At 52.7% G+C, this 23,179-nt stretch carries 27 protein-coding genes; 23 read left to right on the forward strand and 4 right to left on the reverse strand.

From position 1 onward, the window contains the following. Positions 1-4: 4 nt before the first annotated feature. Positions 5-298 (reverse strand): GYF domain-containing protein, encoded by a 294-nt coding sequence (locus SH287x_RS08085; protein ID WP_479518161.1) that lies wholly within the window; start codon positions 296-298, stop codon positions 5-7. A gap of 272 nt (positions 299-570) precedes the next feature. Between SH287x_RS08085 and SH287x_RS08090 the strand changes: the two genes are divergently transcribed. The 3 genes from SH287x_RS08090 (at position 571) to SH287x_RS08100 (ending at position 2,465) form a co-directional block, all read left to right on the forward strand. Then, complete coding sequence (locus SH287x_RS08090; RefSeq protein ID WP_479518163.1) at positions 571-873, forward strand: citrate synthase family protein; 303 nt, start codon at positions 571-573, stop codon at positions 871-873. A gap of 92 nt (positions 874-965) precedes the next feature. Next, on the forward strand, positions 966-1,490 hold the full coding sequence (locus tag SH287x_RS08095) for a general stress protein (protein WP_479518165.1): 525 nt from the start codon (positions 966-968) through the stop codon (positions 1,488-1,490). Positions 1,491-1,589: 99 nt separating this feature from the next. Continuing rightward, positions 1,590-2,465 carry an SDR family oxidoreductase gene (locus SH287x_RS08100; RefSeq protein ID WP_479518166.1) on the forward strand — a complete coding sequence of 292 codons (876 nt, stop codon included), beginning with the start codon at positions 1,590-1,592 and terminating at the stop codon, positions 2,463-2,465. Between the two features lie 54 nt (positions 2,466-2,519). Here SH287x_RS08100 and SH287x_RS08105 read toward each other — a convergent pair whose 3' ends face one another. Both SH287x_RS08105 and SH287x_RS08110 read right to left on the reverse strand, forming a co-directional pair. Next, positions 2,520-3,002 (reverse strand): thermonuclease family protein, encoded by a 483-nt coding sequence (locus tag SH287x_RS08105; protein ID WP_479518167.1) that lies wholly within the window; start codon positions 3,000-3,002, stop codon positions 2,520-2,522. Beyond that, positions 2,999-3,595, reverse strand: a complete 597-nt coding sequence (locus SH287x_RS08110) for a hypothetical protein (protein WP_479518168.1) — start codon at positions 3,593-3,595, stop codon at positions 2,999-3,001. Before SH287x_RS08110 ends, SH287x_RS08105 begins: the two co-directional genes overlap by 4 nt. 470 nt (positions 3,596-4,065) lie before the next feature. Here SH287x_RS08110 and SH287x_RS08115 point away from each other — a divergent pair, with 470 nt between their 5' ends. Together SH287x_RS08115 and purH are read left to right on the forward strand one after the other, a co-directional pair. Further along, positions 4,066-4,350, forward strand: coding sequence for a DNA methyltransferase (locus tag SH287x_RS08115; protein WP_479518169.1), 285 nt, complete (start codon positions 4,066-4,068; stop codon positions 4,348-4,350). Positions 4,351-4,798: 448 nt separating this feature from the next. Next, positions 4,799-6,376, forward strand: a complete 1,578-nt coding sequence (gene purH, locus SH287x_RS08120) for a bifunctional phosphoribosylaminoimidazolecarboxamide formyltransferase/IMP cyclohydrolase (protein WP_479518170.1) — start codon at positions 4,799-4,801, stop codon at positions 6,374-6,376. A gap of 131 nt (positions 6,377-6,507) precedes the next feature. Here purH and SH287x_RS08125 read toward each other — a convergent pair whose 3' ends face one another. After that, entirely contained in the window at positions 6,508-7,209 is a 702-nt protein-coding gene (locus SH287x_RS08125; protein ID WP_479518172.1) for a hypothetical protein, read from the reverse strand. Positions 7,210-7,510: 301 nt separating this feature from the next. On the opposite strand from SH287x_RS08125, the gene SH287x_RS08130 reads away from it, so the two are divergent. The 18 genes from SH287x_RS08130 to SH287x_RS08215 all read left to right on the forward strand — a co-directional run bounded on the left by SH287x_RS08130 (position 7,511) and on the right by SH287x_RS08215 (position 23,100). Then, a complete protein-coding gene (locus SH287x_RS08130; RefSeq protein ID WP_479518173.1) occupies positions 7,511-7,786 on the forward strand; it encodes a CPXCG motif-containing cysteine-rich protein in 276 nt (91 codons plus the stop codon). A 118-nt stretch (positions 7,787-7,904) separates the two neighbouring features. Beyond that, positions 7,905-8,861 carry a PDZ domain-containing protein gene (locus SH287x_RS08135; protein ID WP_479518174.1) on the forward strand — a complete coding sequence of 319 codons (957 nt, stop codon included), beginning with the start codon at positions 7,905-7,907 and terminating at the stop codon, positions 8,859-8,861. Between the two features lie 358 nt (positions 8,862-9,219). Further along, positions 9,220-10,620, forward strand: coding sequence for a hypothetical protein (locus tag SH287x_RS08140; RefSeq protein ID WP_479518175.1), 1,401 nt, complete (start codon positions 9,220-9,222; stop codon positions 10,618-10,620). A gap of 125 nt (positions 10,621-10,745) precedes the next feature. After that, a complete protein-coding gene (purN, locus tag SH287x_RS08145) occupies positions 10,746-11,402 on the forward strand; it encodes a phosphoribosylglycinamide formyltransferase (protein ID WP_479518176.1) in 657 nt (218 codons plus the stop codon). A 488-nt stretch (positions 11,403-11,890) separates the two neighbouring features. After that, the gene (locus SH287x_RS08150; protein ID WP_479518177.1) at positions 11,891-12,640 is read left to right on the forward strand and encodes a DeoR/GlpR family DNA-binding transcription regulator; all 750 of its coding nucleotides are present in this window, start codon (positions 11,891-11,893) and stop codon (positions 12,638-12,640) included. 76 nt (positions 12,641-12,716) lie between these two features. Beyond that, positions 12,717-13,451 carry a phosphate propanoyltransferase gene (pduL, locus tag SH287x_RS08155; RefSeq protein ID WP_479518178.1) on the forward strand — a complete coding sequence of 245 codons (735 nt, stop codon included), beginning with the start codon at positions 12,717-12,719 and terminating at the stop codon, positions 13,449-13,451. An 87-nt stretch (positions 13,452-13,538) separates the two neighbouring features. Then, positions 13,539-13,829 carry a BMC-H shell protein PvmD gene (gene pvmD / locus SH287x_RS08160; protein ID WP_479518179.1) on the forward strand — a complete coding sequence of 97 codons (291 nt, stop codon included), beginning with the start codon at positions 13,539-13,541 and terminating at the stop codon, positions 13,827-13,829. A gap of 191 nt (positions 13,830-14,020) precedes the next feature. Next, positions 14,021-14,290, forward strand: a complete 270-nt coding sequence (pvmE, locus tag SH287x_RS08165; protein WP_479518681.1) for a BMC-H shell protein PvmE — start codon at positions 14,021-14,023, stop codon at positions 14,288-14,290. Between the two features lie 208 nt (positions 14,291-14,498). Further along, positions 14,499-15,689 (forward strand): lactate kinase PvmG, encoded by a 1,191-nt coding sequence (gene pvmG / locus SH287x_RS08170; protein ID WP_479518180.1) that lies wholly within the window; start codon positions 14,499-14,501, stop codon positions 15,687-15,689. A gap of 49 nt (positions 15,690-15,738) precedes the next feature. Next, positions 15,739-16,119 (forward strand): EutN/CcmL family microcompartment protein, encoded by a 381-nt coding sequence (locus tag SH287x_RS08175; protein ID WP_479518181.1) that lies wholly within the window; start codon positions 15,739-15,741, stop codon positions 16,117-16,119. Between the two features lie 146 nt (positions 16,120-16,265). Beyond that, positions 16,266-16,685, forward strand: coding sequence for a hypothetical protein (locus SH287x_RS08180; RefSeq protein WP_479518182.1), 420 nt, complete (start codon positions 16,266-16,268; stop codon positions 16,683-16,685). A 103-nt stretch (positions 16,686-16,788) separates the two neighbouring features. Then, complete coding sequence (locus tag SH287x_RS08185; protein ID WP_479518184.1) at positions 16,789-18,207, forward strand: aldehyde dehydrogenase family protein; 1,419 nt, start codon at positions 16,789-16,791, stop codon at positions 18,205-18,207. Positions 18,208-18,331: 124 nt separating this feature from the next. Then, on the forward strand, positions 18,332-18,589 hold the full coding sequence (pvmK, locus tag SH287x_RS08190) for a BMC-P shell protein PvmK (protein ID WP_479518185.1): 258 nt from the start codon (positions 18,332-18,334) through the stop codon (positions 18,587-18,589). A gap of 63 nt (positions 18,590-18,652) precedes the next feature. Next, positions 18,653-19,609 carry a hypothetical protein gene (locus tag SH287x_RS08195; protein ID WP_479518186.1) on the forward strand — a complete coding sequence of 319 codons (957 nt, stop codon included), beginning with the start codon at positions 18,653-18,655 and terminating at the stop codon, positions 19,607-19,609. Beyond that, on the forward strand, positions 19,606-19,917 hold the full coding sequence (locus tag SH287x_RS08200) for a EutN/CcmL family microcompartment protein (RefSeq protein WP_479518187.1): 312 nt from the start codon (positions 19,606-19,608) through the stop codon (positions 19,915-19,917). The genes SH287x_RS08195 and SH287x_RS08200 overlap by 4 nt, the downstream gene beginning before the upstream one ends. A gap of 59 nt (positions 19,918-19,976) precedes the next feature. Next, positions 19,977-20,894: an aldolase PvmN gene (gene pvmN / locus SH287x_RS08205; protein ID WP_479518189.1), complete on the forward strand. Its 918-nt coding sequence runs from the start codon at positions 19,977-19,979 to the stop codon at positions 20,892-20,894. A 67-nt stretch (positions 20,895-20,961) separates the two neighbouring features. Beyond that, positions 20,962-21,885: a malate dehydrogenase gene (locus SH287x_RS08210; RefSeq protein ID WP_479518190.1), complete on the forward strand. Its 924-nt coding sequence runs from the start codon at positions 20,962-20,964 to the stop codon at positions 21,883-21,885. Positions 21,886-22,635: 750 nt separating this feature from the next. Beyond that, positions 22,636-23,100, forward strand: coding sequence for a DUF2262 domain-containing protein (locus SH287x_RS08215; RefSeq protein ID WP_479518191.1), 465 nt, complete (start codon positions 22,636-22,638; stop codon positions 23,098-23,100). Positions 23,101-23,179: the final 79 nt, after the last annotated feature.

Below are 23,179 nucleotides of genomic sequence, written 5' to 3' on the forward strand. Positions count from 1 at the left end.
GGAATCACTTTTTCTGATCGTCCCAACTGATCGTGTCCCTGGGATTATCGTATATCTGAAATGTGTCAGATTCTGGAGGCGACGCAGGCGGAGTGTCGATGGAAGGCCGCCTGGAAGACAACCCACATGCTGAGCTGGTGAAAATCCCTTCAACGGTTGATACAACGCGGAACTCGACTTCTGATTCCCGCCTCACCAAATGGCTTGGCTTCAGGATGCCCTGTGTAGCCAGAGCCCGAAGTTGCTGGAGAGTGAATGGCCCTTTTTCACTTCTGAGAGTTTTCACAAAAAAAATCATTTGAGGGACCCTCAAAGAATTTCAGAAAAAAGAAAGCTTGCGCCCTAATTTCTGGTCTTCAAATAGCCATGCCGTTCGCTGGCGATACGCAACTTTCTCAGCTTTTGTGCTGCTGCCAATCAGGATGGTCAACCATCAACCAGAACAGCAATAGGGTACAAATCTTGCAACACGCCTGTCAAAAAAATAAAGGCCGTCTCATTAATAGTTGGCTCTCATCGCGACATTAAGAGCCGTCGCCTTTCTTGGAGCCATATTAATAGGAAACTATCATGCCAGCAGGTTGGAGCCATAAAGACGAAAGGCAATACAAACACATTCGTAACAGCGGACTTCATCAGGGCAAGTCGGAAGACGAAGCGGAAGAAATCGCGGCCCGGACAGTCAACAAGCAGCGTCGTAAGCGTGGCGACACATCAAATCGAAGAACACAAGGCACTGGTAACCCCAACCTTCCCCTCGATGAGCGTACCCGGGATGAGCTTTATAACCTTGCCAAGGAAGCAGGAATCTCTGGAAGAAGCCGTCTTAACAAAATGGGCCTTGTGAAAGCTCTCCAGGCCCATTCTCAATAAATTCTTCGGCACATCTTGTGCAGACCAGATTGCACTCATTGTTGTCTCTACAGGGGAGACCGCATTATCGAGAGTGTGAAAGGGAGTCGATCATGTCCACCATCGAACGAAAAGTCGCTGTGGGAGTTTTCAAAACATTTGGACAAGCAGAGCAGGCGGTACAAAATCTTCGTGATGCGGGTTTTTCCGCAGAATCGATTGGCTTTATCTCACGAGATGCCCGCTACGTTCCTGAAGATGCCGCCCAGTCAGATGAAAGCGCTGAAATGGAAGGCTTGGTTGCGGGACTTGCCACAGGGGCAGGTGTAGGAGCTCTCTGGGGACTGGGAATTGTCGCGGGGGTCATGCCGGTGATTGGCCCTGCAATCGCTGCCGGCACGCTGGCTTCGATTCTTTCTAGTGCAGCAGTTGGTGCCGCCGTCGTTGGAGTGGCAGGTGCACTTTATGGCCTGGGGGTTCCTCGGGTTGAATCGGACTATTACGAGTCTGAAGTCAATCTGGGACGGATTGTCGTTTCTGTAGATGCCCCTGAGCGTCACGACGAAGCCCTTCGATTGATGCAGCAATCAGGGGCATACAATTATGAAACCCGCACCCAGAAAGTCGTCGGCGTGTAATTGAGCATTCCCTCGTCTCTACAGTCATCGCCAACATGAGGTTCGAGCGATTTCCTGAAAGAGGCTAAAAGGCCTCGCGTTTTTCTCGGAGGATCGAGCGTGACCGCACAAACGAAATATCCTAAATCACCTCTACCTGGGCAATCCCAACCTCAACCCGGCATTGAGTCAGAAATGACTCCTCAGCCCCATTACAAGGCCCCTTGCTACCAGGGATCGGGGAAACTTAAAAACAAAGTCGCTTTGATTACCGGTGGAGATTCCGGAATAGGCCGTGCCGTCGCTGTTTTGTATGCACGTGAGGGGGCCAATGTGGCTATTGTCTATTTGCCGGAAGAACAATCTGATGCCGAAGTGACACAAGCAGCCGTTCGGGATGAAGGTCAAGAATGCCTGTTGCTCCCGGGGGATGTGTCCGATGAGAAATTCTGTGAAACAGCTGTCCAGAAGACGCACCAGCATTTTGGGCGTCTGGATCTGCTGGTGAACAACGCAGCTTTCCAAGAAACCACGGAGAAATTCTCTGACCTCTGTTTTGATCAGATGGAAAAGACCTTTCGAGTGAATATTTTTGGCTATTTTTATATGGCCAAGCATGCTTTGAAGTTTATGAAAGAGGGGTCAGCCATTATCAATTGTGGCTCGATCACAGGTCTTGAAGGGAATAAAACTTTGATTGACTATGCCGCGACGAAAGGGGCAATTCATGCCTTTACCAAGTCGCTGGCCCAAAATCTGAGTGATCGCGGAATCCGGGTCAATTGCGTGGCCCCTGGCCCCATTTGGACGGTTCTACAACCCGCCTCAAAGCCTGCTGAAAAAGTCGCAGAGCATGGGGCTGAGACGCCTATGAAACGTCCGGGACAACCCGAAGAAGTTGCACCGGCATTTGTCTTTTTTGCGTCAAACGTCGACTCCAGTTACATTAGTGGAGAAGTCATGACCATTCTGGGTGGTGAAACTCGTGCGGCTTGATCTTGATGCCGTCACACAGCAGGCAGGGAAAACTCTCTGCCTGCTGTCGTTGAGCTAGCGTGGTACATTTTGTAGCCGCCATTCCCATGGGGAAATCGGTTGCTTGTCCACCCATAGCCCCACCTGCCCTGCTCTGGCTGTCACTTCGGCATCGGCCAGCTCCGGCCGCTTGTCGTATTTCTTGTAGTGCCATGCCAGGCCGGCTGCGACCATTTCCCGATTCGCCCAATTCTCGCCTGAGTGAACATCTCCAAGGATGCGGCCATACCGATCCTTTTCCGTCCAGATGATCTTCACTTCTTTTCCAGCCACCAAGCCAGCCAGGTGTTTCCGTGAAACTTCCCCAAAGGCTTGCTTGGCTTCCGGCGCGTCGATTCCGAGCAATCGGATCTTGTGCTGAGTTTTCGATGCGTCCAGCACTGTGATCGTGTCACCGTCAGTGACCTTGATCACTTTTCCCATGAATTCAGCCGCACAGCAGAGGGATGAAGCCATGATCAGCCAGATGGCCATCGTGAGGCGGATGCGATTTATCATTTGAATCGAATTGTGATGTCGAGTTGCTTGGGGTCAGAATCATTCACAAAGATATAGCTGCTCGTTGGAATCAGGGTGCGGATTCCACTCCCAAAGTAATTTTTTCCAGCGGCAAGATTGCTTCGCCCTTCCTCCCAGGCATTAGTGAAATCCCTTCCAACGAGCTGACTCCCTTCCATGATGGCGAACATGCTATCCTTCAGTGCATCGGAGGCAGCGGGGCCGTGAAGCTCGACTGAATCACACCGGTTGCCACTGCTGTATGCAAACAATGAGATTTCAATCCCATCCCTCTTCCCTCGAAATCCTGATGCCGTTTCTTCCCACTCGATTCCACGAATCCCCTTGGTTTCAATCTGTTTTTTGAGCGAACTCAGAGCAATGTCACGATGCGGAACTTCCACAGTCGCGGCTGGACGCCGCATCACGAATTCATACACACCTTCTTTTTGGTCAATCGCCCGTCGCGAAGAGATGATCTCCCATCGCTCATTCCCCTTGACAGCGAGGTGATATGGCAATTCGTGGTCTGGGGCAGAAAAGATCTGATATTCCCACCTTGGTGACGTCACGACCGTGAAGCCATTCCACATGGTACTGAAGATCTTCCATCCAACTCCCAGCAGGGAAATCGTGATGATCCCTGCAATAAATGCTTTCCACGGAATTCGTGAGTCCGGTTTTATACCCGCTCTTCTGATTGCCTCTCGAACTTCATCCTCGGAGATTGGGAGGTTATCAGGCGAGTATGTCGATCGGGAGAATGACCCTGAAAGATCGTCCGGAAAAGTCTCTGGATCCGGTGTGGGAGGGGGTTCAGGTGGCGCTGGATAGGCGGCCTGTTGAACAACGAATGACTGCGAGCATCCCTCCTTTCGGCATGAGAGAGTTTTGCCGACGAGCGTCGGTTTTATCGCATAGTCGGAAAGGCATCTCGGACATTGAACACGAATCATTTCTGGCCCCGAATGAGTGAACAGGCTGAATCTATTGAAGCCGGGTGCCTGTCTGCAATTGGTGGAAACACTGCATACGGGGTTCGAGAAATCCACTGAAGAAGTGTGTGAACCGCAATGATGCTGGCCCGTTCGATGGTTGCCTGCGCCATACGGTGAGGCAGACTGACAAGCATCACATGACAGGCAAGCCGACGGCACTGATGGCCGACCTGGTGCGATTATGCCCTGAGGGCGGAACGATTCTGGATCCGTTCGCCGGGAGTGCCACCACTCTGGTGGCAGCCAGCCAGACCGGACGAAAAGCCATCGGCATCGAGATCTCGGAGGAGTACTGCGAGATCGCAGCAAGTCGCCTTCAGACCGATGCCGGCCGAGCGGCTAAAAGATAAATTATTTTCAATAGGATATTCTTTGAGAAAAATAGTGTACAGGTTTAGATTCCGGCCTCCCTCTTCAAAGACAAAGAACATCGGATTTCTAATCCGACGGTCAGTGGTTCGAATCCACTTGGGCGTAGTTTTGTTTCCCCCACAGTATCCCGCACGGGTTTGCTCTTTGGCAACTGTCGGTTTCTGGTAGGTCGACTTTTTGCCTCGCCCGTATTCTCGAACCCATCATCAGATCAATCAGCCCCTCCTGCTCTCCTCGTAATATTGCGGATGCACTGCACCCATTAAAACCACCGTCTGAAGAAATCTCATCAGAAGGGACAACAAACACTGTTCCTGATGTTGCCCGTTCGTTGATATGGCATTGCCTGTTGCGATAGGATGTTGAGTACGTTTTTTTCTTTCTGCCGGAACGATTTCTCTGGTCGATTTCGTGGAGTTCGCCCTCATGCCTCGCCGTGCGCTCATTTCCTGTAGTGATAAATCCGGTCTTGTTTCGTTTGCACAGCGACTGGAAGCGATGGGATTTGAGATCCTTTCCACTGGTGGTACAGCCAAGGTGCTGGACGAAGGGGGCGTGCGGGTCACCGACGTTTCTGCCTATACCGAATTCCCCGAAATGATGGATGGACGGCTGAAAACGTTACATCCTCGAGTCCACGGGGGATTGCTGGGTCGCCCGGATCTTCCCGGTGATCGTCAATCGATGGAAACCCATCACATTACGCCTATTGAAGTTGCAGTGATTAATCTCTATCCCTTTGTGGAAACAATTTCCAAGCCAGGAGTGTTGGCGGCTGAAGCGATTGAGCAGATTGATATCGGTGGGCCATCGATGGTTCGCTCGGCAGCCAAAAATCATGCTCACGTCCTGATTGTGACGACTCCCGACCAGTACGACCGAGTCGCTACTGCCTTGGAACAAGGGCATATTTCTCTGGAATTCCGCCGGGAACTGGCTGCTGCCGCCTTTGAATTAACAGCACTTTATGATCGGGCGATTGCGGACTACATGAAGGGGCTGCTGACGGATTACGATACCGAAAGCCCTGAAACGACGTTCCCTCGGAAACTGGCATTGCAGTTTCATCGCCATGCCACTCTGCGTTACGGCGAGAATCCTCACCAGCAGGCAGCCATTTATCACGAAACCGCACCTCACCCAGCCACTTTGGCACGCGCGGAAGTGCTTCACGGGAAAGAACTCTCCTATAACAATTACCTGGATCTTGATGCGGCTCTGCAGATTGTTCGTGAGTTTTCCAAGCCTGCCGTAGCGGTGATCAAGCACAACAACCCTTGTGGGTGCGCCGTTGCTGACGCGATCAGTGAAGCTTATGTCGAAGCGGATGCTGGTGATCCTGTTAGTGCGTTTGGCTCGATTCTCGGGTTTAACCGTACGCTTGATCTCGCGACGGCAGAAGAACTCTGTGCTCCGGGCCGATTTATTGAGGCCATCATTGCTCCAGGATATGAAGCTGAAGCGATCGCCATGTTGACTTCGGCCCCCAAATGGCGACATAGCGTCCGTTTGCTGAAGTGCCCGGCGCTGATCGATTCACGCCCCCGGCAAACGGAATACCGCAAAATTACCGGTGGATTGCTGGTTCAGGAGCAGGATGATCAACCAGAACAGACCCATGAATGGCGTGTGGTGACATCTCGCCCCCCCACAACATCTGAGCGTGCGGATCTTGAGTTCGCATGGGCCGTTTGTAAGCATGTCAAAAGTAACGCCATCCTGCTCGCTAAAAATGGTGCCAGTGTTGGCGTGGGGGCTGGACAGATGAGCCGGCTGGATTCTGCTCGAATTGCCTGTGATAAAGCGGGAGAACGTGCCCGCGGAGCGATTGCCGCTTCTGACGCTTTTTTCCCATTCCGTGATGGGATAGATCAACTCCACCAGGCGGGTATCACAGCCATTATTCAACCTGGTGGATCGAAGCGAGATGAAGAAGTCATCGAAGCGTGTAATGATTACGGCATCGCGATGATCTTCACGGGCCGACGCCACTTCCATCATTAAACCCGCTCGCCATTGAACCTTTTTGTGGGTCGGCGTGGCGGAGTCTGTGCGTCATTTGTTCTGGGAAGTCGTTTTTTACACCGCCAGAACGCAACAGATCAGAAGGAAACCGCACCGAATTGATGAATGTCTCACACGCGGGTATGACGAACCAGCGTTTTCCGAAGGCGGGAAACTTCCTGCGATGACAGGAGGCCCGCCAGTCGGTCATTGATTGAGGGAAGGATTGACCAGCGGCCCAGAAGGTCAAACATCATTTCCGTTTCACTGACTCGCAGGCCAAATTTCTTTTTCAGCTTGCGACCTTCTTCCGGTGGCACATCCAGGAATTGCCCGATCAGGAGGTAATCACCTTCACTGGGAAGTTGCAGGTAAAGCCGCCGGATTTCACTGGAAAGCGATTCATCCACTGGGAAAGTGACGTCAAGCGGGCCGTTTTTCAAATGAAGCGGCACCGCATGGGAATCGCGTTCAATAAGTGTGGCGGCTGACTCACAGGCGGCGTACAGCACAGCTTCATCAAGAAGCGAGGCCCGGTAATGGGCCAGACTGACGTGCCGGGCCCAAAAATCAGCCAGAATATCCAACTGCACCTGAGGCGCAACTTCCGCTAGAAACGGCACTTCGCAGAGAAAACCCGATTGGCTGGGACGACTTTTCTCTGCATGTGGCCATTTGCCTGACGCTGATTCTGTTTGTAGAGAGGCGTCGTCTCGCGATTCTAACCGACGTTGTTGAAAGACAAACGCTTCAACGGTCTGTTTCCATGCCAGACGCATGGCCAGATAAGAGAGGCAAGAGGCGGGCAGCAGTTTTTCGCTGAACTTGAGCATTTTGGCACTATTTCGCGATTTGCCAGACTTCTCAAGGTGGACTGAGCGATTTTTTGGGTTTTGAGTCGTATTTTGGAAACGTGTGTTTCCGTTTGTATCGTTCTTTCCGGTTGGGTTGTGATCTGGCGACATGCTCTCAGGAGTTGATGTTGCGATTCCGCCACATCAACTTCAGTGACTATTTGGTAAAGCCGCCTGGAGTTGCTCGAAAGTCGTTAGACGAACCTGATGGAAGTGAAAAAGATTCCGAGGGTTCTCACCGCATGAGATTAATTGTGATTGAGATGAAAACTTTTTGAACATGCCGGGTATTGATCCTGGAGGGGATCGCTCAGGCAGACCAGCGGGGACGACCATGGGACGACGTCGGAAAGGCTCTGGCCGGGCTTCAAGTATTCCCTCAGAAGGAATCTACATCTGTCATTCGTGCGGCGAAGAGATTAACGTACCGATTGACATCTCGCAGGGACGAGAGCAGGAATATGTTGAGGATTGCCCTGTCTGCTGTTGTCCGAACCTGATTCATTTAGAAATTGATGACGAAGGAACCGCCCGGCTCGATGCCCATTCGGAATGAACAAGAGCCGGAAGAGTAACTTCAGTGGTTTTAGACCGTGTTCTCAATTGTTGAGTGGCAAATGGCATCAATAAAAATTTTGGCAGTGTTTGAGCGTTGCTGAATCCGGAGTGGAAAAATGCTGCCAATACCGGGTCGCTATTTCGTTATTGCCGTTTTACTGGCAGTGGTTGCCTGGGCCAGCATTGGTTCGCAATCACGTATTGATCCTGCGGAGATGGCGTCGGTCAGCTCTCAGGTGCAGGCTCTGAAGTCTGGTAACGCTGCCATTCGTCGCCGTGCTGCCGAGGAGTTATTACAGGCGGGAGAGCCTGTCATTCCTGAGCTTGTCAAGCAAATTCATGCCGACCCTGAAGATTGTCAGTCACTGGTTCATGTTCTCTCGGATATGGCCGTATTGAATGAAAAGGAAGCTGGAGAAGCCGCCCTGACGGCGATTGAAGAATTGACCGCAAGTGACGAAAAAAATATCGCTGAAACTGCTTGGGAAGCTTTGTCAGAAAACTTGACCTTGAGGCGACGCCGAGCCATCGAAGCCCTTCAGGCGTTGGGGGCAAGCATTGGGATGGAATCAGACTCTGCTCAGCAGGATTCCGGGCGAATCAATGTGGAGTATGCCGTACTGGGAGAAAATTTTCGGGGAGATGCCACCTCCTTAAAGTATCTGCGGCGTCTGAATGTCCTGCACATTCTTTACCTTTCAGAAAAAGTGAACATCACGCTCGAGCAGGTTGAAGACCTTCGCCGCTGGTATCCCCGACTGATCGTCAGCCAGGAATCGAATGGTTGCCTGGGAATTGTTGGTGCGATGCCTTTTGGTTCGATGGTGATTATTGATCAAGTCATTCCCGGCTCACCAGCGGCAAGAATTGGGCTGAGATCGGGTGACCAGATTCTTTCGATTGATCATGTCGAAGAACCGACCCTCCGGCAGATGGTCGCCACGATTTCCAGTCATGCCCCCGGAGATCACGTCAATCTCACAATTCTCCGCCGCGATGAGAAGGTGATGACCTTTCGGATTCGTTGTGGGACAGACTTTGGCACTGCGCGGTGTCAATGTGTTGATCAGTAAAAGGCCTTGATCAGTAACCACTCATCTCTGCTCAGGGAATCTCTGCTCAGGGAAAAGTGAATCTGATTCCATAAGAGAGAGAATCAGATCCCTCGACTCGACAGCCACTTCAGGTCTCGACACAATTCCACCTGGAAGTTTTTGACGGTTAGGAGAAATAGCGAATCCTGGTTATTCTTCCACTATGGGCGAAAGCTTTATGATGTGGGAAGATGAGACTTGCCATTCTGATTTCAACGGAGTGCCGTGTCACGGCTTTATCTTGGGGTTTCATGCGTAGTAACGTCCTCCGATGTCGGACTTTACAATCTGTTCAACCCCGCTTTCAAGCTTTGACAATACAGGAGGGATCTTCTGAATGTTGCAACGACTGATGCTGGTGATCGCGCTTATGGCTGGGTGGCAATTCGCACTGGAGCGGGCCGCCTTCGGACAGTTTTCGGATGAAGTGGAGCCGGTGGAAACAACCCCCGTTCCGCCGCGACAATTCCCACCCAGACAACCTCTTTTGCCGAGCGCTCCCCTACAAAATCCCGGCAGTTCGTCATTACCTGCCGGGAATCGTCCTCTGATTTCAGGCGATCCCTTTACCGCCCCGCTGCCTGATCGAAATGCTCCCGGCTCAATGCGGCCTTCCCCCGCAGAAGTTCCAACGCCCTTGCCTGCTGATTTTTCCAATATGGGTGGAACTGCTTTACCTCCCATTATTGATCTCGATACTCCGGTCACGAATCTGGGCCAACCCGGTGAACGGATCCGTGATCTCTCAGCAAAAAAAGCGGGGCAACGGGATCTGACATTAGATGGGGGAGCTTCAATAAATTCTGACATTCTTCGCGGTTTGCGTGATAGCACTCTCGGACTGCAAACAGAAGACAATGACCCTTATTACCGCATTCTGAAACTGGCCAGCCTGATGTCTTTTGGTGAATTACAGGATCTGGCCATCGAGTATCGCAAGACGAGAATGGCCGCTAATGAATCACGAACGGCCAATGATCGCAATTATTCACCTTTTCTGGATCTGTTTCTCAATCCTGCGGCTTATCGCGGGAAGCCTGTGGTTCTTCGCGGGACTCTCAGAAAGCTCATCAGGTACGAACCCGGCCCGAATGATGAAGGGGTCTTGGCGGTCTATGAGGGATGGTTGTATCCAGGTGATGCACAGACTCATCCTGTGGTTGTCGTGTTTACTGAAAAGCCCGAAGGGTTACCGCTGGGTGGAGATCTGGTCGAAGAGGTCGTTGTCGCTGGTTATTTTTTGAAAATGTATGGCTATGAAGCACAGGATCAACCCCGCAAGGCCCCGATGATTCTGGCAGGAACTATTGAATGGATCCCGCCGATGCCCAAGCCATCACCACGTCTTCCCATTTGGGGATACGGTGTCGCAGGTCTTGTTGCGATATGGTTCATTGTCGGCGCCTGGACGACACAGGCCGACCGCCGCCGTCTCCCTGAGGGAATACGTTTCTCCCGAGGGATGATGGCGGAGAGCTATTCTTCAACCCCGTTACAGGAAATGGCCGAGTCGCGTCTGGTTCTGGCCCCGTCACCCACGGTCGCGCAAGATGAATTGGCTTGGGAACCGGTGATTCCTGGCTCACGCGATAGCCGCCCTCAGGCCTCTGTCGTCGCGATCTCCCCTGCGTCCCACTTATCTTCATCAATGAAAAATGACACCCCGAAGGTGAGTGTTGTCCGTTCAGATGGTTTTCCAGACAATCCGCTTTTTCCTCCAGATGAAGAAAACTCCTGAGACTTCGCGCCTTCAGCGGGGATCACAAGAGATACTCGCGATGGATTCTTCTATAGTAGGAATCGTTACCGCCCAGTGAAGAGGGGCCACGGTCGATTCACTTTGGTTCAGGAATTTCCCTAGCAATGACGAGCGTCACCGATTCAAGCATCAAGCCCGGTTCACGGCCGGTTCGACTGGTGGTCTTGATTTCGGGCGGCGGCACGACCCTGCTCAATTTGCAGGAACAGATTGAACAAGGATCACTTCAAGCCGAGATTGCACTGGTGATCTGTAATCGTGCTCAGGCGACCGGGATAGCCCGTGCAGAAAATTGTGGACTGAGTGTCGTCGTTTGCAGCGGGAAAAGCTTTCCCACGACAGAAGCTCACTGTGATGCCATTTTTCAGCTTTGTCGGGATCACCATGCCGATTTCGTGATTTGCGGGGGATATCTGTCGCTCTTGATCGTACCGGAAGACTTCTATGGTCGTGTGCTTAATATCCACCCCTCGCTAATCCCTGCGTTTTGCGGTAAAGGGTATTATGGCCATCATGTGCATGAGGCTGTTCTTGCCAGAGGGGTCAAGATCTCTGGCTGTACTGTTCATTTCGTTGATAACGAATATGACCATGGCCCCATTATTTTGCAGCAGGCAGTGCCTGTTCTCGATAACGATACCGCTGAGACTCTGGCTGAACGGGTCTTTGAAGCGGAATGCCAGGCTTATCCTGAAGCCATCAAGTTGGTTGCAGCAAAAAAAGTGAACGTCACCGGCAGGCGAACCACGGTGCGAGACTGAAGATTCTGCCCGGAAACTCTCGAATTCTCCTTCATTCATGAGGGAGATGGTTGCTGCGAGTTGGAGGAGTCACCGCACGGTGCTCTCCCTGAGAGATTCTGCATGACCATCGGAAAAGTTGGTGATTCATCAGCCACCACCCACTCCGCCGGGCCATTCGTTCTCTTTCAGAATCTCACTGACAATCTTACGCCCCCACAGCCCACCAGCAGAATCACCTCATCCCCATTCCCGGCATTTCTTGCCTGAACAGAACTTCTGCAAGTTGAATAGATTCATTCACGGGATCTGGTCGATTCCTAGAGTGCATATGACTTCATGTTCATTGTTAACCATGAAACATTATGGAGTTATTTGAAGTTTTGTTGAATATTATGACACAAGCTGCTTGATAGTGTGTCAACGCAGTCGTAAACTTTGATATCACTCTCGCGACCTACTTGGTAACGTGGGTGACTTGCGAAGAATTTCCTAAGGATCAAAGAGACATGCTGTTGGATCAACGTCGCCAGCATGTGTTGGAACTTATAGAAGAAAAAGGGTTTATATCACTCCACGAGTTAGCCCTTAAGACTGGCGTGAGTGAGTCTACTCTTCGGCGAGATCTGGAGCATCTTGACGGAATTCGACAGATTCGGCGAACTCGCGGTGGAGCGGCCTATATCGGGGAATCGGTGACTTCTCTGGAAGAGCGGGGTGTCACTCATCTTTCTGAGAAGCAGCGGATTGCCCGACACATTGCACAAATGATTGGGAGTGGTGAGACGGTTTTACTGGATGGAGGCACAACCACACTGGAAATCGCACGCGAGCTGGCTGGCAAAGAGTTGCAGGTGGTGACGAACTCACTTCCCATCGCAAATTTGTTGTCGAATTCGCCAGAAGTCGAGCTGATCTTCCTGGGAGGATACCTCCATCCGAAAACTGGTGTCACGCTGGGGCCTCTGGTCAGTATGGCCTTGGCGCAACTTCAGGTTCCGTTGCTGATTTTTAGTGTCGGTGGGATTTCAGAAAAAGGATTATTCAACAGCAATACTCTTCTGGTCGAGGCGGAACGTCGAATGATTGATGCCGCTGATCGCGTGGTGCTGGCTGTTGATAGTTATAAATTTGGAAAGACTGCCCTCGCCCCTTTGTGTCCATTGGAGCGAGTCCATGCGGTGGTGACTGATGAGGGAATTTCGCCTGAATGGCGGAAGAGAATCGAAGATCTCGGTATCGAATTACAGATTGCATGAGGGATCAGGAGCTGATCTGGCAAATGAACGTTGCCGGATCGCTTATGAGTAGATCGCAGCGAGAAAGTACTGCCGTATGTCGTCCAGCGCGCTTACCGTCGACAGCATTACACAAGCGGATGTGGAACGAGTGGTTCGGGCCGTACTCACCAGGCAACTGGCGAGCGGTGCACCGTCTTCAGTCTCTGCGTCATCATCTGGCGGGCCGCCCAATCCACTGGTCGTGAATATCTCTGCCCGGCATGTTCATCTCACTGAAGAGCACGTTGAAGTCCTGTTTGGCAAAGGCGTCAAACTGGAACCAATGAAATGGCTCTATCAGGATGGCTATTATGCCGCCAAGCAGACTGTCACCATCTTTGGGCCACGCCGCCGGATGATTCCCGATGTTCGCGTCCTCGGCCCTTGCCGTAATGCGTCGCAGGTCGAACTGGCTTTCACCGACGGAATTTCGCTAGGGATTGACCTTCCCGTGCGGATCAGTGGGGATCACCATGACACTGTGGGCTGCATTCTGGTTGGCCCGGCAGGAGTGGTTGAATTGAAGTCGGGTGTGATTCGCGCCATGCGGCATGTCCACATGAGTCCGGCCGACTGTGCTTATTATGGTGTGAAAAATGGTGACGAAATGGATCTGAAAATCCACTCCGGCCCCTGCACCACCACGCTCGAGCACGTGACGGTTCGCGAAGACAAAAGCGTCAAGCTCGAAGTGCATATCGATACGGATGAAGGCAACGCTGTAGACCTGTCTCATGCCACGAAAGTGGAGTTGGTGAAGCCGGTCGGTTGCGGGTGCCATACGAAATAAAGTGAATGAAGACATCTGACCGGGGGTGTTTCCCGGTCGGCAGGTTTCATAGTTTCTCGCAGTTTCATTTCTTGAGAGGAAGTTTTCATGGCTGGATCGATCGAAGCGCTCGGCATGCTCGAAACCAAGGGTCTCGTCACGATGATCGAAGGGATCGACGCAATGCTCAAGTCAGCCAATGTCCGGCTGATCGGCTGGGAAAAAGTTGGCAGCGGGATTGTCACCGCGTTCGTCGTGGGTGATGTCGCAGCTGTGAAAGCGGCTGTCGATGCAGGCGCTGCCGCTTCGAGCAAAATTGGTGAAGTGCTTAGCGTTCAGGTGATTCCACGTCCGCACGAGGAACTGGCTGCCATCCTGCCCAAGCCCATCAGCAAGTAGTTTTTTGTGACGGCTCTGTGATTCGGCTGAACGAGGTTCTCATGCCCAAGACTTCCAGCAAACGACCGGTTGAGCGATCACGCCCGTCTGCTGCGAAACGTCCCAAGGGAGGAGACGCCGCTTCTTCGGCTGCCACACCTGTTGCGATATCTTTTGAACAACTTCCGTCTCCTGTGTCTGGAACTTCTCTCATGAATGGTGAAGCAATCGGTCTCGTTGAGACCAAAGGGCTTGTCGCCCAGATCGAAGCGGCCGATGCCATGCTGAAGGCTGCAAACGTCACGCTCGTTAAGCAGATTCAAATCGGTAACGCCTACATCACGACAATTGTCCGTGGCGATGTCGGCTCTGTCCGGGCTGCTGTGGATGCTGGTCAGCAAGCCGCTTCTCAAGTTGGTGAAGTCGTGAGTGCTCACGTCATTGCCCGCCCTGAAAAGTCGCTGCTGGAACAGTTTATCTAACCCCGGTTCGGGGGTGTGTCTCGGCGTATGTGCGGCATCAGTTCAGAAAAGAATGAGATAGTACGCCGCCAGAACGCTGCTCTTTTATGAAAGGCGCTTTGATCGTGGCCGTTGGCCCGTCTCGATGCGTCGCGTCCGGATAATGTTTGGCTGATCTTTGATGGCCTGAGATTCCGGCACTGACAAATTCCATGTGAGGACTTTCCGTATGAAGATTCTGGTCGCCAATCTCGGCTCCACGAGCTTCAAATATCGTTTGTTCGATCTCACCACCGAACGCCAATTGGCACGAGGCGGGATTGATCGCATTGGCGGGCCGGAAAGTCGCTGTACTGTCGAGATCGGCTCGTTCAAAGAAGAGGTGACTGCACACGTTCCTGATCATGCCGTGGCGGTGAAATTCTGTCTGGAGCAACTCACAGCTCCCGAGACGGGTTGCCTCAAGGATGCTGCGGAACTCAGTGGCATTGGTTTCAAGGCCGTGATGGCGGGGGCGCTATCTGGTGTGCGTCGCGTCGATGACGCACTGCTGGCTGGTTTGGAGCGTTATTCTGCCATTGCTCCGGCACATAACCCGCCTTATGCCAAAGCGATGCGTCAGCTTCAGGAAGCCTTCCCCAAGTTGCCTCAAGTGGCAGCTTTGGAAACGGCCTTCCATGAAACGACGCCACCCGAGTTGCGGGCCTACGCGGTGCCCCATGAATGGCAGTCGCTTTATGGCATTCAACGTTGGGGATTTCACGGGGCTAGCCATCGCTATATCAGCCAACGCATTGCCGAACTGAAAGGCCGATCTGACTTAAAGGTTATCTCCTGCCACCTGGGAGGAAGTAATTCACTGTGTGCGATTCGCGATGGAAAATCACAGGGAAACACGCTGGGGATGAGTCCGCAGACCGGGTTGCCTCATAACAACCGTGTCGGTGACTTTGACCCGTTCGCACTCCCGGTGCTGATCCAGGAAACAGGCAAGACATTGCCCGAAATCCTCGACATTCTCGCCAACAAGAGTGGCCTTCTGGGACTCAGTGGACTTTCAGGCGATGTTCGAGATCTGGAGCAGGCGGCTGCCAATGGACACGAGAAAGCCGAACTGGCGCTAAAGGTTTTCAGCCAGTCGATTCGCCAATACATCGGGGCTTATCTCACCGTCCTCAATGGAGCCGATGCCATCGTCTTCACGGGCGGCATTGGCGAGAACAGCAACCGTATCCGCAAGGATGTCTGCACACAGATGGACTTCGCGGGGATCGAAATCGATCTGGGGATTAATGAGACACTTCGCACAGAAGGCAAGTTCTCGACGACATCCAGCAAGATTGAACTTTGGGTTATTCCGACCAATGAAGAATTGGTTGTGGCCCGGCAAACAGCCGAGCTTTTGTCACAGTCGAAGTAGAAGAGATCAACAGGTCTTGTTCCCTGCTTTTTGAAAAGTTGAATTCGCCATGTTCCTTGCACGCGTCACCGGCAGTTTGGTCTCCTCGCAGAAGGTCGACTCCATGGTCGGCCAGAAGCTGCTGGTGGTCGAGCCGCTGCGCATCCAGGAACAGACGGTAGATGGCCAGTTGGAATCCCAGCTTGTTTCGACAGGCCGCACTTTTATTACGGTGGATACTGTCGGGGCTGGTGAAGGCCAGGTCGTGCTGATTGTGCAGGGATCGTCGGCCCGTTTCACTCCATCGACCAAACCGCTTCCCATTGACTGCGCGATCATCGGCCTGATTGATGTCGTTCAGATTCAAGGGAAGATCATTTTTAATACAAAGGTGACTGCAACAGCGAATGATAGTGCGAGTGATGCCTCAATCACGGGGAGGCCATCTTGAACGAATTTCATCCGATCTTATTGGCCCCCGTTTTTCTGATGATTTCGATAATTTTCATGACTCTCGCTCTCAGAAAAAGGGGGAAGAGTTACTCCCTGCCAACGGTAGCACTGCAAAGAATGCAGATTGTTTGTCTTGTAATGGCGATGGGATTGCTCCTTTTCGGAACCGTTGTGGTCTTCACAACCCCAACGGTTCTCTCCGGTAAGCCAGTGGTGACTCCTTTGCCGCTTATCGGCGCGTTCATGGGAATTGGCGGTGCCCTGCTGTCATTGATTATGCCTCAGATTGTCACTCGACAAAGCGTCAAGCAGGCAGTTGCGATTGACGATGCCTGGATTGCCCAACATTTCGTGCTGAATAACATCATCGGTTTTGCTTTGGCCGAAGGTGGCGGGCTGATGAATCTTGTGTTCTGGATGGTCGAAAAATCACTGATCAGCCCGATTGTTGCTGGAATCTGCCTGTTATCAATCCTTGTGCGTTTTCCTACTGCCGGCAGTTTGAATCGTTTCCGGCGTGGGAGTGAAGAACTACATGCACACAAGGCCGTCGCTGAAGCTTAAGCCCGTTTAACAACGAAACGTCAGCGTCCCCACAACATGGATCGCTGATCTAAAAACATCAATAAAAACAACACGGTCGACCACACCACGAAGGATTGAATCAATGCAAGCGACAGAACAGGCCATCCGTCAGGTGGTGCAGGAAGTTCTCGCTCAGCTGAACAAGGGAAGCGACAAGCCTGCAGCTCAGCGCGATGGGGACTGGGGTGTCTTCAAGGATGTCGATCAGGCGGTCGCTGCTGCGAACGAAGCTTTTGAAAAGCTGTCTGACGCCGGGATGGACGCCCGCCGCAAGGCCATTGAATGCGTGCGGCAGATTTGTGATTCCCAAGCGGAAGAACTGGGCACGCTGGAATTCAACGAAACAAAAATTGGTCGCCTCGATCACAAGATCGAAAAGCTGAAGATCATCAAGCTCGTCCCCGGCACCGAGTTCATGCGAACCGATGCTTTCAGTGGCGACAATGGGCTGACGATTGTCGAATACGCTCCCTTCGGCGTCATCGGGGCCATCACGCCTGTGACACACTCGCTGCCGACATTGGCAGGTAACGTGATCAACATGGTGGCCAGCGGAAATACTCTGGTGGTCAATCCTCACCCCAGCGGTGCCCGAATTGCGTGTGAAGGGGTTCGCCGCTTCAACAAGGCGATCCATCAAGCGACCGGCCTCGAAAACCTGATTACGATCATTGAGCAGCCGACACTGGAATCAGCGGCCGCCATCTTCGCCCATCGCGGCGTGAAGTTGCTGTGTGTGACCGGTGGCCCAGCTGTGGCACGTGCCGCTCTTGAGAGCCGCAAGAAGGCCGTTGTCGCTGGCCCAGGTAATCCGCCTGTTGTTGTTGATGAGACGGCTTGCCTCGAAAACGCCGCCAAGTCGATTGTCAAAGGGGCTGCCTACGACAACAACCTTCTCTGTATCGGTGAAAAAGAAGTTTTCGCGGTCGAGTCGATCTTTGACACTTTGATGGTGCGGATGGGGCAGCATGGCGGCTACCAGCTTTCTGCCCGAGAGGTTGACGCCCTCACAAAGCTCGCCTTCACTCCTCCGACCAAGCCTGGTGACCACTGGCACCTGAACCGAGATCTGGTTGGTTCCGATGCCACTAAACTGGCGGAACTGATTGGAGTGCGCGTTCCCGCAGGGACTCAACTTCTGTTTGGTGAAACGGACGTTAACAACCCGTTTGTTCCCGAAGAACAGATGATGCCTTTCGTTCCTTTCGTACGGGCCAAAAATGTCAATCAGGCCATTGAACTCGCTCTCGAATACGAACATGGCTTCCGTCATACGAGCCTGATTCATTCGCGCAATGTGCAGACGATGACCAAGATGGGGAAGGCTGTTGATACGACTCTCTTCATCAAGAACGGCCCATCGATGGCTGGTCTCGGACTTGGTGGCGAAGGCTATCTCAGTTTCAGTATTGCCACACCCACTGGCGAAGGAGTGACCAACCCACTCACTTTCACCCGCAGCCGCCGCTGTGTGCTGGTCGATAGTCTACGGGTTATTTGAAGTCCGCTCATTTATGAAACGTAGGGCAGGCTCCCGCCTGCCGTATCGAGTTTTTTTGAAATCATTTCGGCAGGCAGGGGCCTGCCCTACAAATAAGCGCCATAAAAATAGGAAGGAGGCAGGGATGCAGATTGCAAAAATCATCGGACGCGCGACATCAACAGTGAAGCATCCCAGCCTTCAGGGATGGAAGCTCCTGATTGCCCAGCCACTGGGTGTCAACGATAAACCTGATGGTGCCCCCCAATTGATCATTGATGGCTTGGGTGCTGCCCAGGGTGACCTGGTCGTGATCACCTCCGATGGCAAAACGGTGCGTGAAACCGTGAAAGCCGAAAACAGTCCTATTCGCTTCATGGTGCTTGGCCTCATCGATCCTTAATCAACGACTTTAATAACAACTCTTTCCAGCCATTAACTTCCAACCAACGACAAACAAAACCCCATGTCCACCGAACTCGTTGATCAGATTGTCCGCAACGTGCTGGCTCAGCTTAACAGCCGAGCCAGTGGCGCTGTGCGTTCTGAGTCAACAGTTCCGATTGATCAGTCAGTTGCTTCCGTCAGCAAGATTCATCTGCCGCCAGAATCCGTTCCCGACATCAGCAGCCCATTACCTTTGAAGGCTCCCACAAAGACATCATCGAGCGCTGTGCCAGCTGCGATTCCTAATCGCCCTTCTCTGCTGAAAGCGATTAGTACAGTCTCAGGAACCAACACCCTGCCAGTGAGCACGGCAACATCTCCCACCGCATTGGCTAATAGTTCTCGCGCGAGTGTGACACTCAATGAAGCTGTCATCACGGCAGAACTTCTCTCTCGACAAGCCCGAGGAGCCGGACTGGTTGCAGTCGCCGCAAAAGCCATCATTACCCCCGCTGCCAAAGATTGGCTACGCGATCATCGCGTGGTTCTGGAACGTGGCCTCTCGGCTGTCAGCCCCTCAGCAACAGGCAGCGTAGCCAGTTTCTCTTCGAGCAAACCGACCTCTCCCACCACCACGGCCATGGCGAAGTGGGCACTTGGTGTCGTCTCTGCCACAGCAAGTGTCCAGACTTTTCTGAACAGTACGCAGACAGCTGCCACAGTGGCTCGTATTGCAATTCTTGGGGCAGGAACGGAAGCCGACGAGTTTGTTTCCGGAGTGATCCACAAAGCCGAAGCTCATGGCGCGATTCTTATTGAGCGTTCGGCAGCGAAGCGGGCCTGCCTTCTGAATCGATCGCCCGCCATTCGTGCAGCCGTGGTGTCGTCATTGGCTGAAGTGCTGCTTGTCAGCCGCGATTTCAGCCCGAATGTTTACCTTATTGACCCGACTCTCAAGACGTTCATTGAATTGCGAAACCTGGTTCAGGCGATTGTCCGCACAGGTATTCCCTTCAGAACAGAGGGGGCGCAATGAGACTGGCCGAAGTCATTGGGCGTGTCACGCTGTCGCAATGCGATCCCACGGTGGTTGGTGGCACATGGGTTGTCGCTGTCCCGCTGCTGGTTGAAGGGATTGCCGCTGTGATTAATCGTGAGGCCACGCCCTCTGGCATGGGACGAGAAGAAGCCATCATTGTTTTTGACGAACTGGGAGCCAGTCCCGGCGACATTATTGCCATCAGTGAGGGAGCCGAAGCCTCTGCCCCGTTTCATCCTGAAACGAAACCGCTCGATGCTTACAACGCCTGCCTGCTCGACAAGATTGAGCTGTCCAGAAAATAGCAATCTTCGCAACTCACAACTCATCACCAACAACAATCAATTTTTAACGGACTCTTCTCATGACCACTGCCAACAAATGGAATTCCGGCATCAATGATCGCAAGCTCAAAGAGCTGATCTGCGAGATTGGCCGCCGGGTTTATAACAAAGGCTTCGCTGCCGCTAATGATGGAAATATCTCAATTCGCGTCGGGGAGAACGAAGTTCTGTGTTCGCCCACGATGATCTGTAAAGGGTTCATGACTCCTGATGACATCTGTGCGGTTGACCTCGAAGGAGGCCAGATTGCTGGAAAGCGGAAACGCACCAGCGAAATCCTGTTGCATCTGGCCATCATGAAGCACCGTCCGGACGTGAAGGCTGTGGTGCATTGCCATCCGCCTCATGCCACGGCCTTTGCTGTGGCTCGTGAGCCTATTCCTCAGTGTATTCTGCCGGAAATTGAAGTCTTCATGGGCGAAGTTCCCATCGCTCCTTATGAAACACCCGGTGGGCATGCTTTTGCCAACACGGTGGTGCCGTTCCTTAAGGGAACAAACACCATCATCCTGACCAATCATGGAACGGTCAGTTTTGGTGCTAACCTCGAAGAAGCTTACTGGAAGACCGAAATCCTGGATGCCTACTGCAAGATTCTCCTGCTTTCCAAGCAATTGGGACGTGTGGAGTATCTCAACGAGCGGGAGTCGGTTGAACTCCTTGACCTCAAGAAGAAGCTCGGCTTCGATGATCCAAGGTTCCATGTCGAGAACTGCGATCTTTGCGGCAACAGTGCTTTCCGTGACGGTTACAAAGACGGCCAGCCACAGCCATCTGCTTTTGAGCCAGCCCCCTATTACCCCGGCTATCTCGAACGACAGAAGACGACTCCCGCCCCGGCCCCTGTTGCAGCGCCAGCCGCTTCAGCCGCACCTGTTGATACCGAAATGCTGGTGAAGATGATCACAGAGCAGGTGATGGCCGCTCTTAAGAAATAATCATTTTGTTGCCGTTTGATCGGGTGTGGTCTTTATAAGCCTTTGTTTCCCAGCGAAAGTCAGTCAAATGAAAGTCAGCATCATCGGTGGAGGCGGACTGGTCGGGTCATGTGCCGGGTTTGCGCTGCAACTCGGTAAGATCGTTCGTGAGATTGTCATGATCGACGTGAATCCCGAAGCCGCCGATGGGCATGCGCTGGATATTCTCCATGGTGCGAGCCTGGTAGCTGATCAGTCGATTCATGCCGGAACCATGGCTGACTGTGCGAACAGCGACGTCATCGTGGTCACTGCGGGGCTTAGGCGTAAACCCGATGAAAGCCGTCTGGATCTCATCAACCGTAATGTTGCGCTGTTCCGTGGGATTCTGAGCGATATCAAGAAAGCCGGCCCCAAATCAGACGCGATTCTGTTCGTTGTCTCGAACCCGGTGGATGTGCTGACCTATCTGGCCATTCGCGAACTTGGATTACCGCCCAAGCAGGTGATTGGTCTGGGGACAGTGCTCGATACCACACGTCTGCGCAGCCTGCTGGCACAGCACCTCTCTGTCCCACCGACACAAGTGGATGTCACAATTTATGGAGAGCACGGAGACAGCATGGTTCCCATCTGGTCGCTGGGTCAGATTGGTGGATTGCCTGTCGATAGATTTCCTGGTGTGACCCCTCAACTCATCACCGAGATTGAGAAGCGTGCCCGTAACAGCGGGGCGGAAATGCTGAAGAAGAAGGGTGGAGCTGGTTTTGCTGTCGGTGTTTCGATTGCCGATGTGATTCACAGCATCGCGCTCGATCAACGCCGGGTGATGCCGGTGTCGTCATTGCAAAACGGCGCTTATGGTCTGCGTGATGTCGCGATCTCTGTTCCGACCATCGTAGGGCGTAAGGGTGTCCTTGGCGTGGTTGAAGTCGACCTCTGGCCAAAAGAAAAAATCGCCCTGCAATCAAGCGGGCGTGTCCTACGGGAAACGATCGAAAAAGTCCTGTAACCCCTTTGCAAGGTTTGAGGCGGCCCCCTTGCGGGTTTGTGGCGGCGTATGGACGTCAGTTATTAGGTCACGAATGGGGCTTACGCCGCCAGATCGTCGTATTAGATCTCGTATCCCGAACATGCCTTCTTTACGAGAATGGCCCAGGATGCTTTGCAACCTGTGGGTGGGGGAGACGTGAGAGGGTGGCACAGGTTGCCCTTTTTTGGGCTATCTTTGTGCTTGAAGCACAAGAGGCTGATGACCAATAAAACAAGGCCTGCCGCTCCTTCCACTCCGTGTCGTTGCTTGACTTGTGGCCAAGGCATTAAAAACCTTCAGCTAGCCCATTTCAATCGCGTTAACCTCTTGTGGCGTTGCCACCCAGGTAGACTGAGTACAGTCAACCTGGGTAGCAACGCTTTGAGCCCCCCCCCAACCCAGAGAATCCCGGTCAAATCAGCGATGACCGCAGGAATCCTCATGGCAGGATATTCTGATCCACCATCGTGACAGATCACCGTCGTCGGATCTTGACGACCGATGCTGGCTATCTCCATGAGAAGAAAAATCAGCGAGAAGAAAATCAGCCACCATTTCTGACATCTGGATTGATAGGATGAATATATCTTGATGCCTATCGTCACCCAGACGTTCAAAGCCGCGTCTGGGCCACCCCGCCCTCCTGGGATTGAGTCGCAAACACTATCTAGTATTTTCAATTCGTCCGATTCAGAGAATCTGCAGTTCGGCCAAAGAAGCCACGCCACAATGAAACACAACATCCTAAGCGAGATCGCGCAATCGGGCGGCCATCCTTTCGATGCGACTGCGCTGGCTCGGCTCCGCTCGCGTGACATCAAAGTTGGAATCATTCGTGACGATCAACCCCTTGAGATCACGTTGAATTTCGCCGCTGAGGTGATTGGCCGATTGGCGGAACTGGATAATCTCGCCCGGGGCATTGCCGCAGCAGCTTTGCGAGAGAATTACAACAACGGCTGGAACGAATGCGACGAAGTACAAGAAGACGGGTCACTGCACACGGTTACGAATCCGCAACTTTCCGAAGCCGAGTTCAAGGCAAAGTTGTCGTTGCGAGAGGTCAATGTTACCGGTGATCGCATGATCGACTTTTTCTATGATGACGAAAATATGTTCTGGGGTCACAGCGTCGTGGTTAACTCGCTTAATGGGGTCGATTTCAGCGAGGCGCACGCGGAGTTGTTTGGATAGCAAGACAAAGGCACATGGGGAACCAACACCGTGGGGTGGCACAAGTTGACCGTCTGTGGGAAACCTGTGTGCCGCAGGC

The sequence above is a fragment of the Planctopirus sp. SH287 genome (assembly GCF_056500625.1).

Coding starts and splice junctions, on each gene's coding strand:
- SH287x_RS08095 (WP_479518165.1), top strand. CDS start 966: ATGTCCACCATCGAACGAAAAGTCGCTGTGGGAGTTTTCAAAACATTT.
- SH287x_RS08090 (WP_479518163.1), top strand. CDS start 571: ATGCCAGCAGGTTGGAGCCATAAAGACGAAAGGCAATACAAACACATT.
- pvmN (WP_479518189.1), top strand. CDS start 19,977: ATGACCACTGCCAACAAATGGAATTCCGGCATCAATGATCGCAAGCTC.
- SH287x_RS08185 (WP_479518184.1), top strand. CDS start 16,789: ATGCAAGCGACAGAACAGGCCATCCGTCAGGTGGTGCAGGAAGTTCTC.
- SH287x_RS08110 (WP_479518168.1), bottom strand. CDS start 3,595: ATGTGGAATGGCTTCACGGTCGTGACGTCACCAAGGTGGGAATATCAG.
- purH (WP_479518170.1), top strand. CDS start 4,799: ATGCCTCGCCGTGCGCTCATTTCCTGTAGTGATAAATCCGGTCTTGTT.
- SH287x_RS08215 (WP_479518191.1), top strand. CDS start 22,636: ATGAAACACAACATCCTAAGCGAGATCGCGCAATCGGGCGGCCATCCT.
- SH287x_RS08105 (WP_479518167.1), bottom strand. CDS start 3,002: ATGATAAATCGCATCCGCCTCACGATGGCCATCTGGCTGATCATGGCT.
- SH287x_RS08130 (WP_479518173.1), top strand. CDS start 7,511: ATGCCGGGTATTGATCCTGGAGGGGATCGCTCAGGCAGACCAGCGGGG.
- SH287x_RS08140 (WP_479518175.1), top strand. CDS start 9,220: ATGTTGCAACGACTGATGCTGGTGATCGCGCTTATGGCTGGGTGGCAA.
- SH287x_RS08200 (WP_479518187.1), top strand. CDS start 19,606: ATGAGACTGGCCGAAGTCATTGGGCGTGTCACGCTGTCGCAATGCGAT.
- pvmK (WP_479518185.1), top strand. CDS start 18,332: ATGCAGATTGCAAAAATCATCGGACGCGCGACATCAACAGTGAAGCAT.
- purN (WP_479518176.1), top strand. CDS start 10,746: ATGACGAGCGTCACCGATTCAAGCATCAAGCCCGGTTCACGGCCGGTT.
- pvmE (WP_479518681.1), top strand. CDS start 14,021: ATGAATGGTGAAGCAATCGGTCTCGTTGAGACCAAAGGGCTTGTCGCC.
- SH287x_RS08150 (WP_479518177.1), top strand. CDS start 11,891: ATGCTGTTGGATCAACGTCGCCAGCATGTGTTGGAACTTATAGAAGAA.
- SH287x_RS08180 (WP_479518182.1), top strand. CDS start 16,266: ATGGGATTGCTCCTTTTCGGAACCGTTGTGGTCTTCACAACCCCAACG.
- SH287x_RS08175 (WP_479518181.1), top strand. CDS start 15,739: ATGTTCCTTGCACGCGTCACCGGCAGTTTGGTCTCCTCGCAGAAGGTC.
- SH287x_RS08085 (WP_479518161.1), bottom strand. CDS start 298: ATGATTTTTTTTGTGAAAACTCTCAGAAGTGAAAAAGGGCCATTCACT.
- SH287x_RS08125 (WP_479518172.1), bottom strand. CDS start 7,209: ATGCTCAAGTTCAGCGAAAAACTGCTGCCCGCCTCTTGCCTCTCTTAT.
- pvmG (WP_479518180.1), top strand. CDS start 14,499: ATGAAGATTCTGGTCGCCAATCTCGGCTCCACGAGCTTCAAATATCGT.
- SH287x_RS08135 (WP_479518174.1), top strand. CDS start 7,905: ATGCTGCCAATACCGGGTCGCTATTTCGTTATTGCCGTTTTACTGGCA.
- pvmD (WP_479518179.1), top strand. CDS start 13,539: ATGGCTGGATCGATCGAAGCGCTCGGCATGCTCGAAACCAAGGGTCTC.
- SH287x_RS08195 (WP_479518186.1), top strand. CDS start 18,653: ATGTCCACCGAACTCGTTGATCAGATTGTCCGCAACGTGCTGGCTCAG.
- SH287x_RS08210 (WP_479518190.1), top strand. CDS start 20,962: ATGAAAGTCAGCATCATCGGTGGAGGCGGACTGGTCGGGTCATGTGCC.
- pduL (WP_479518178.1), top strand. CDS start 12,717: ATGTCGTCCAGCGCGCTTACCGTCGACAGCATTACACAAGCGGATGTG.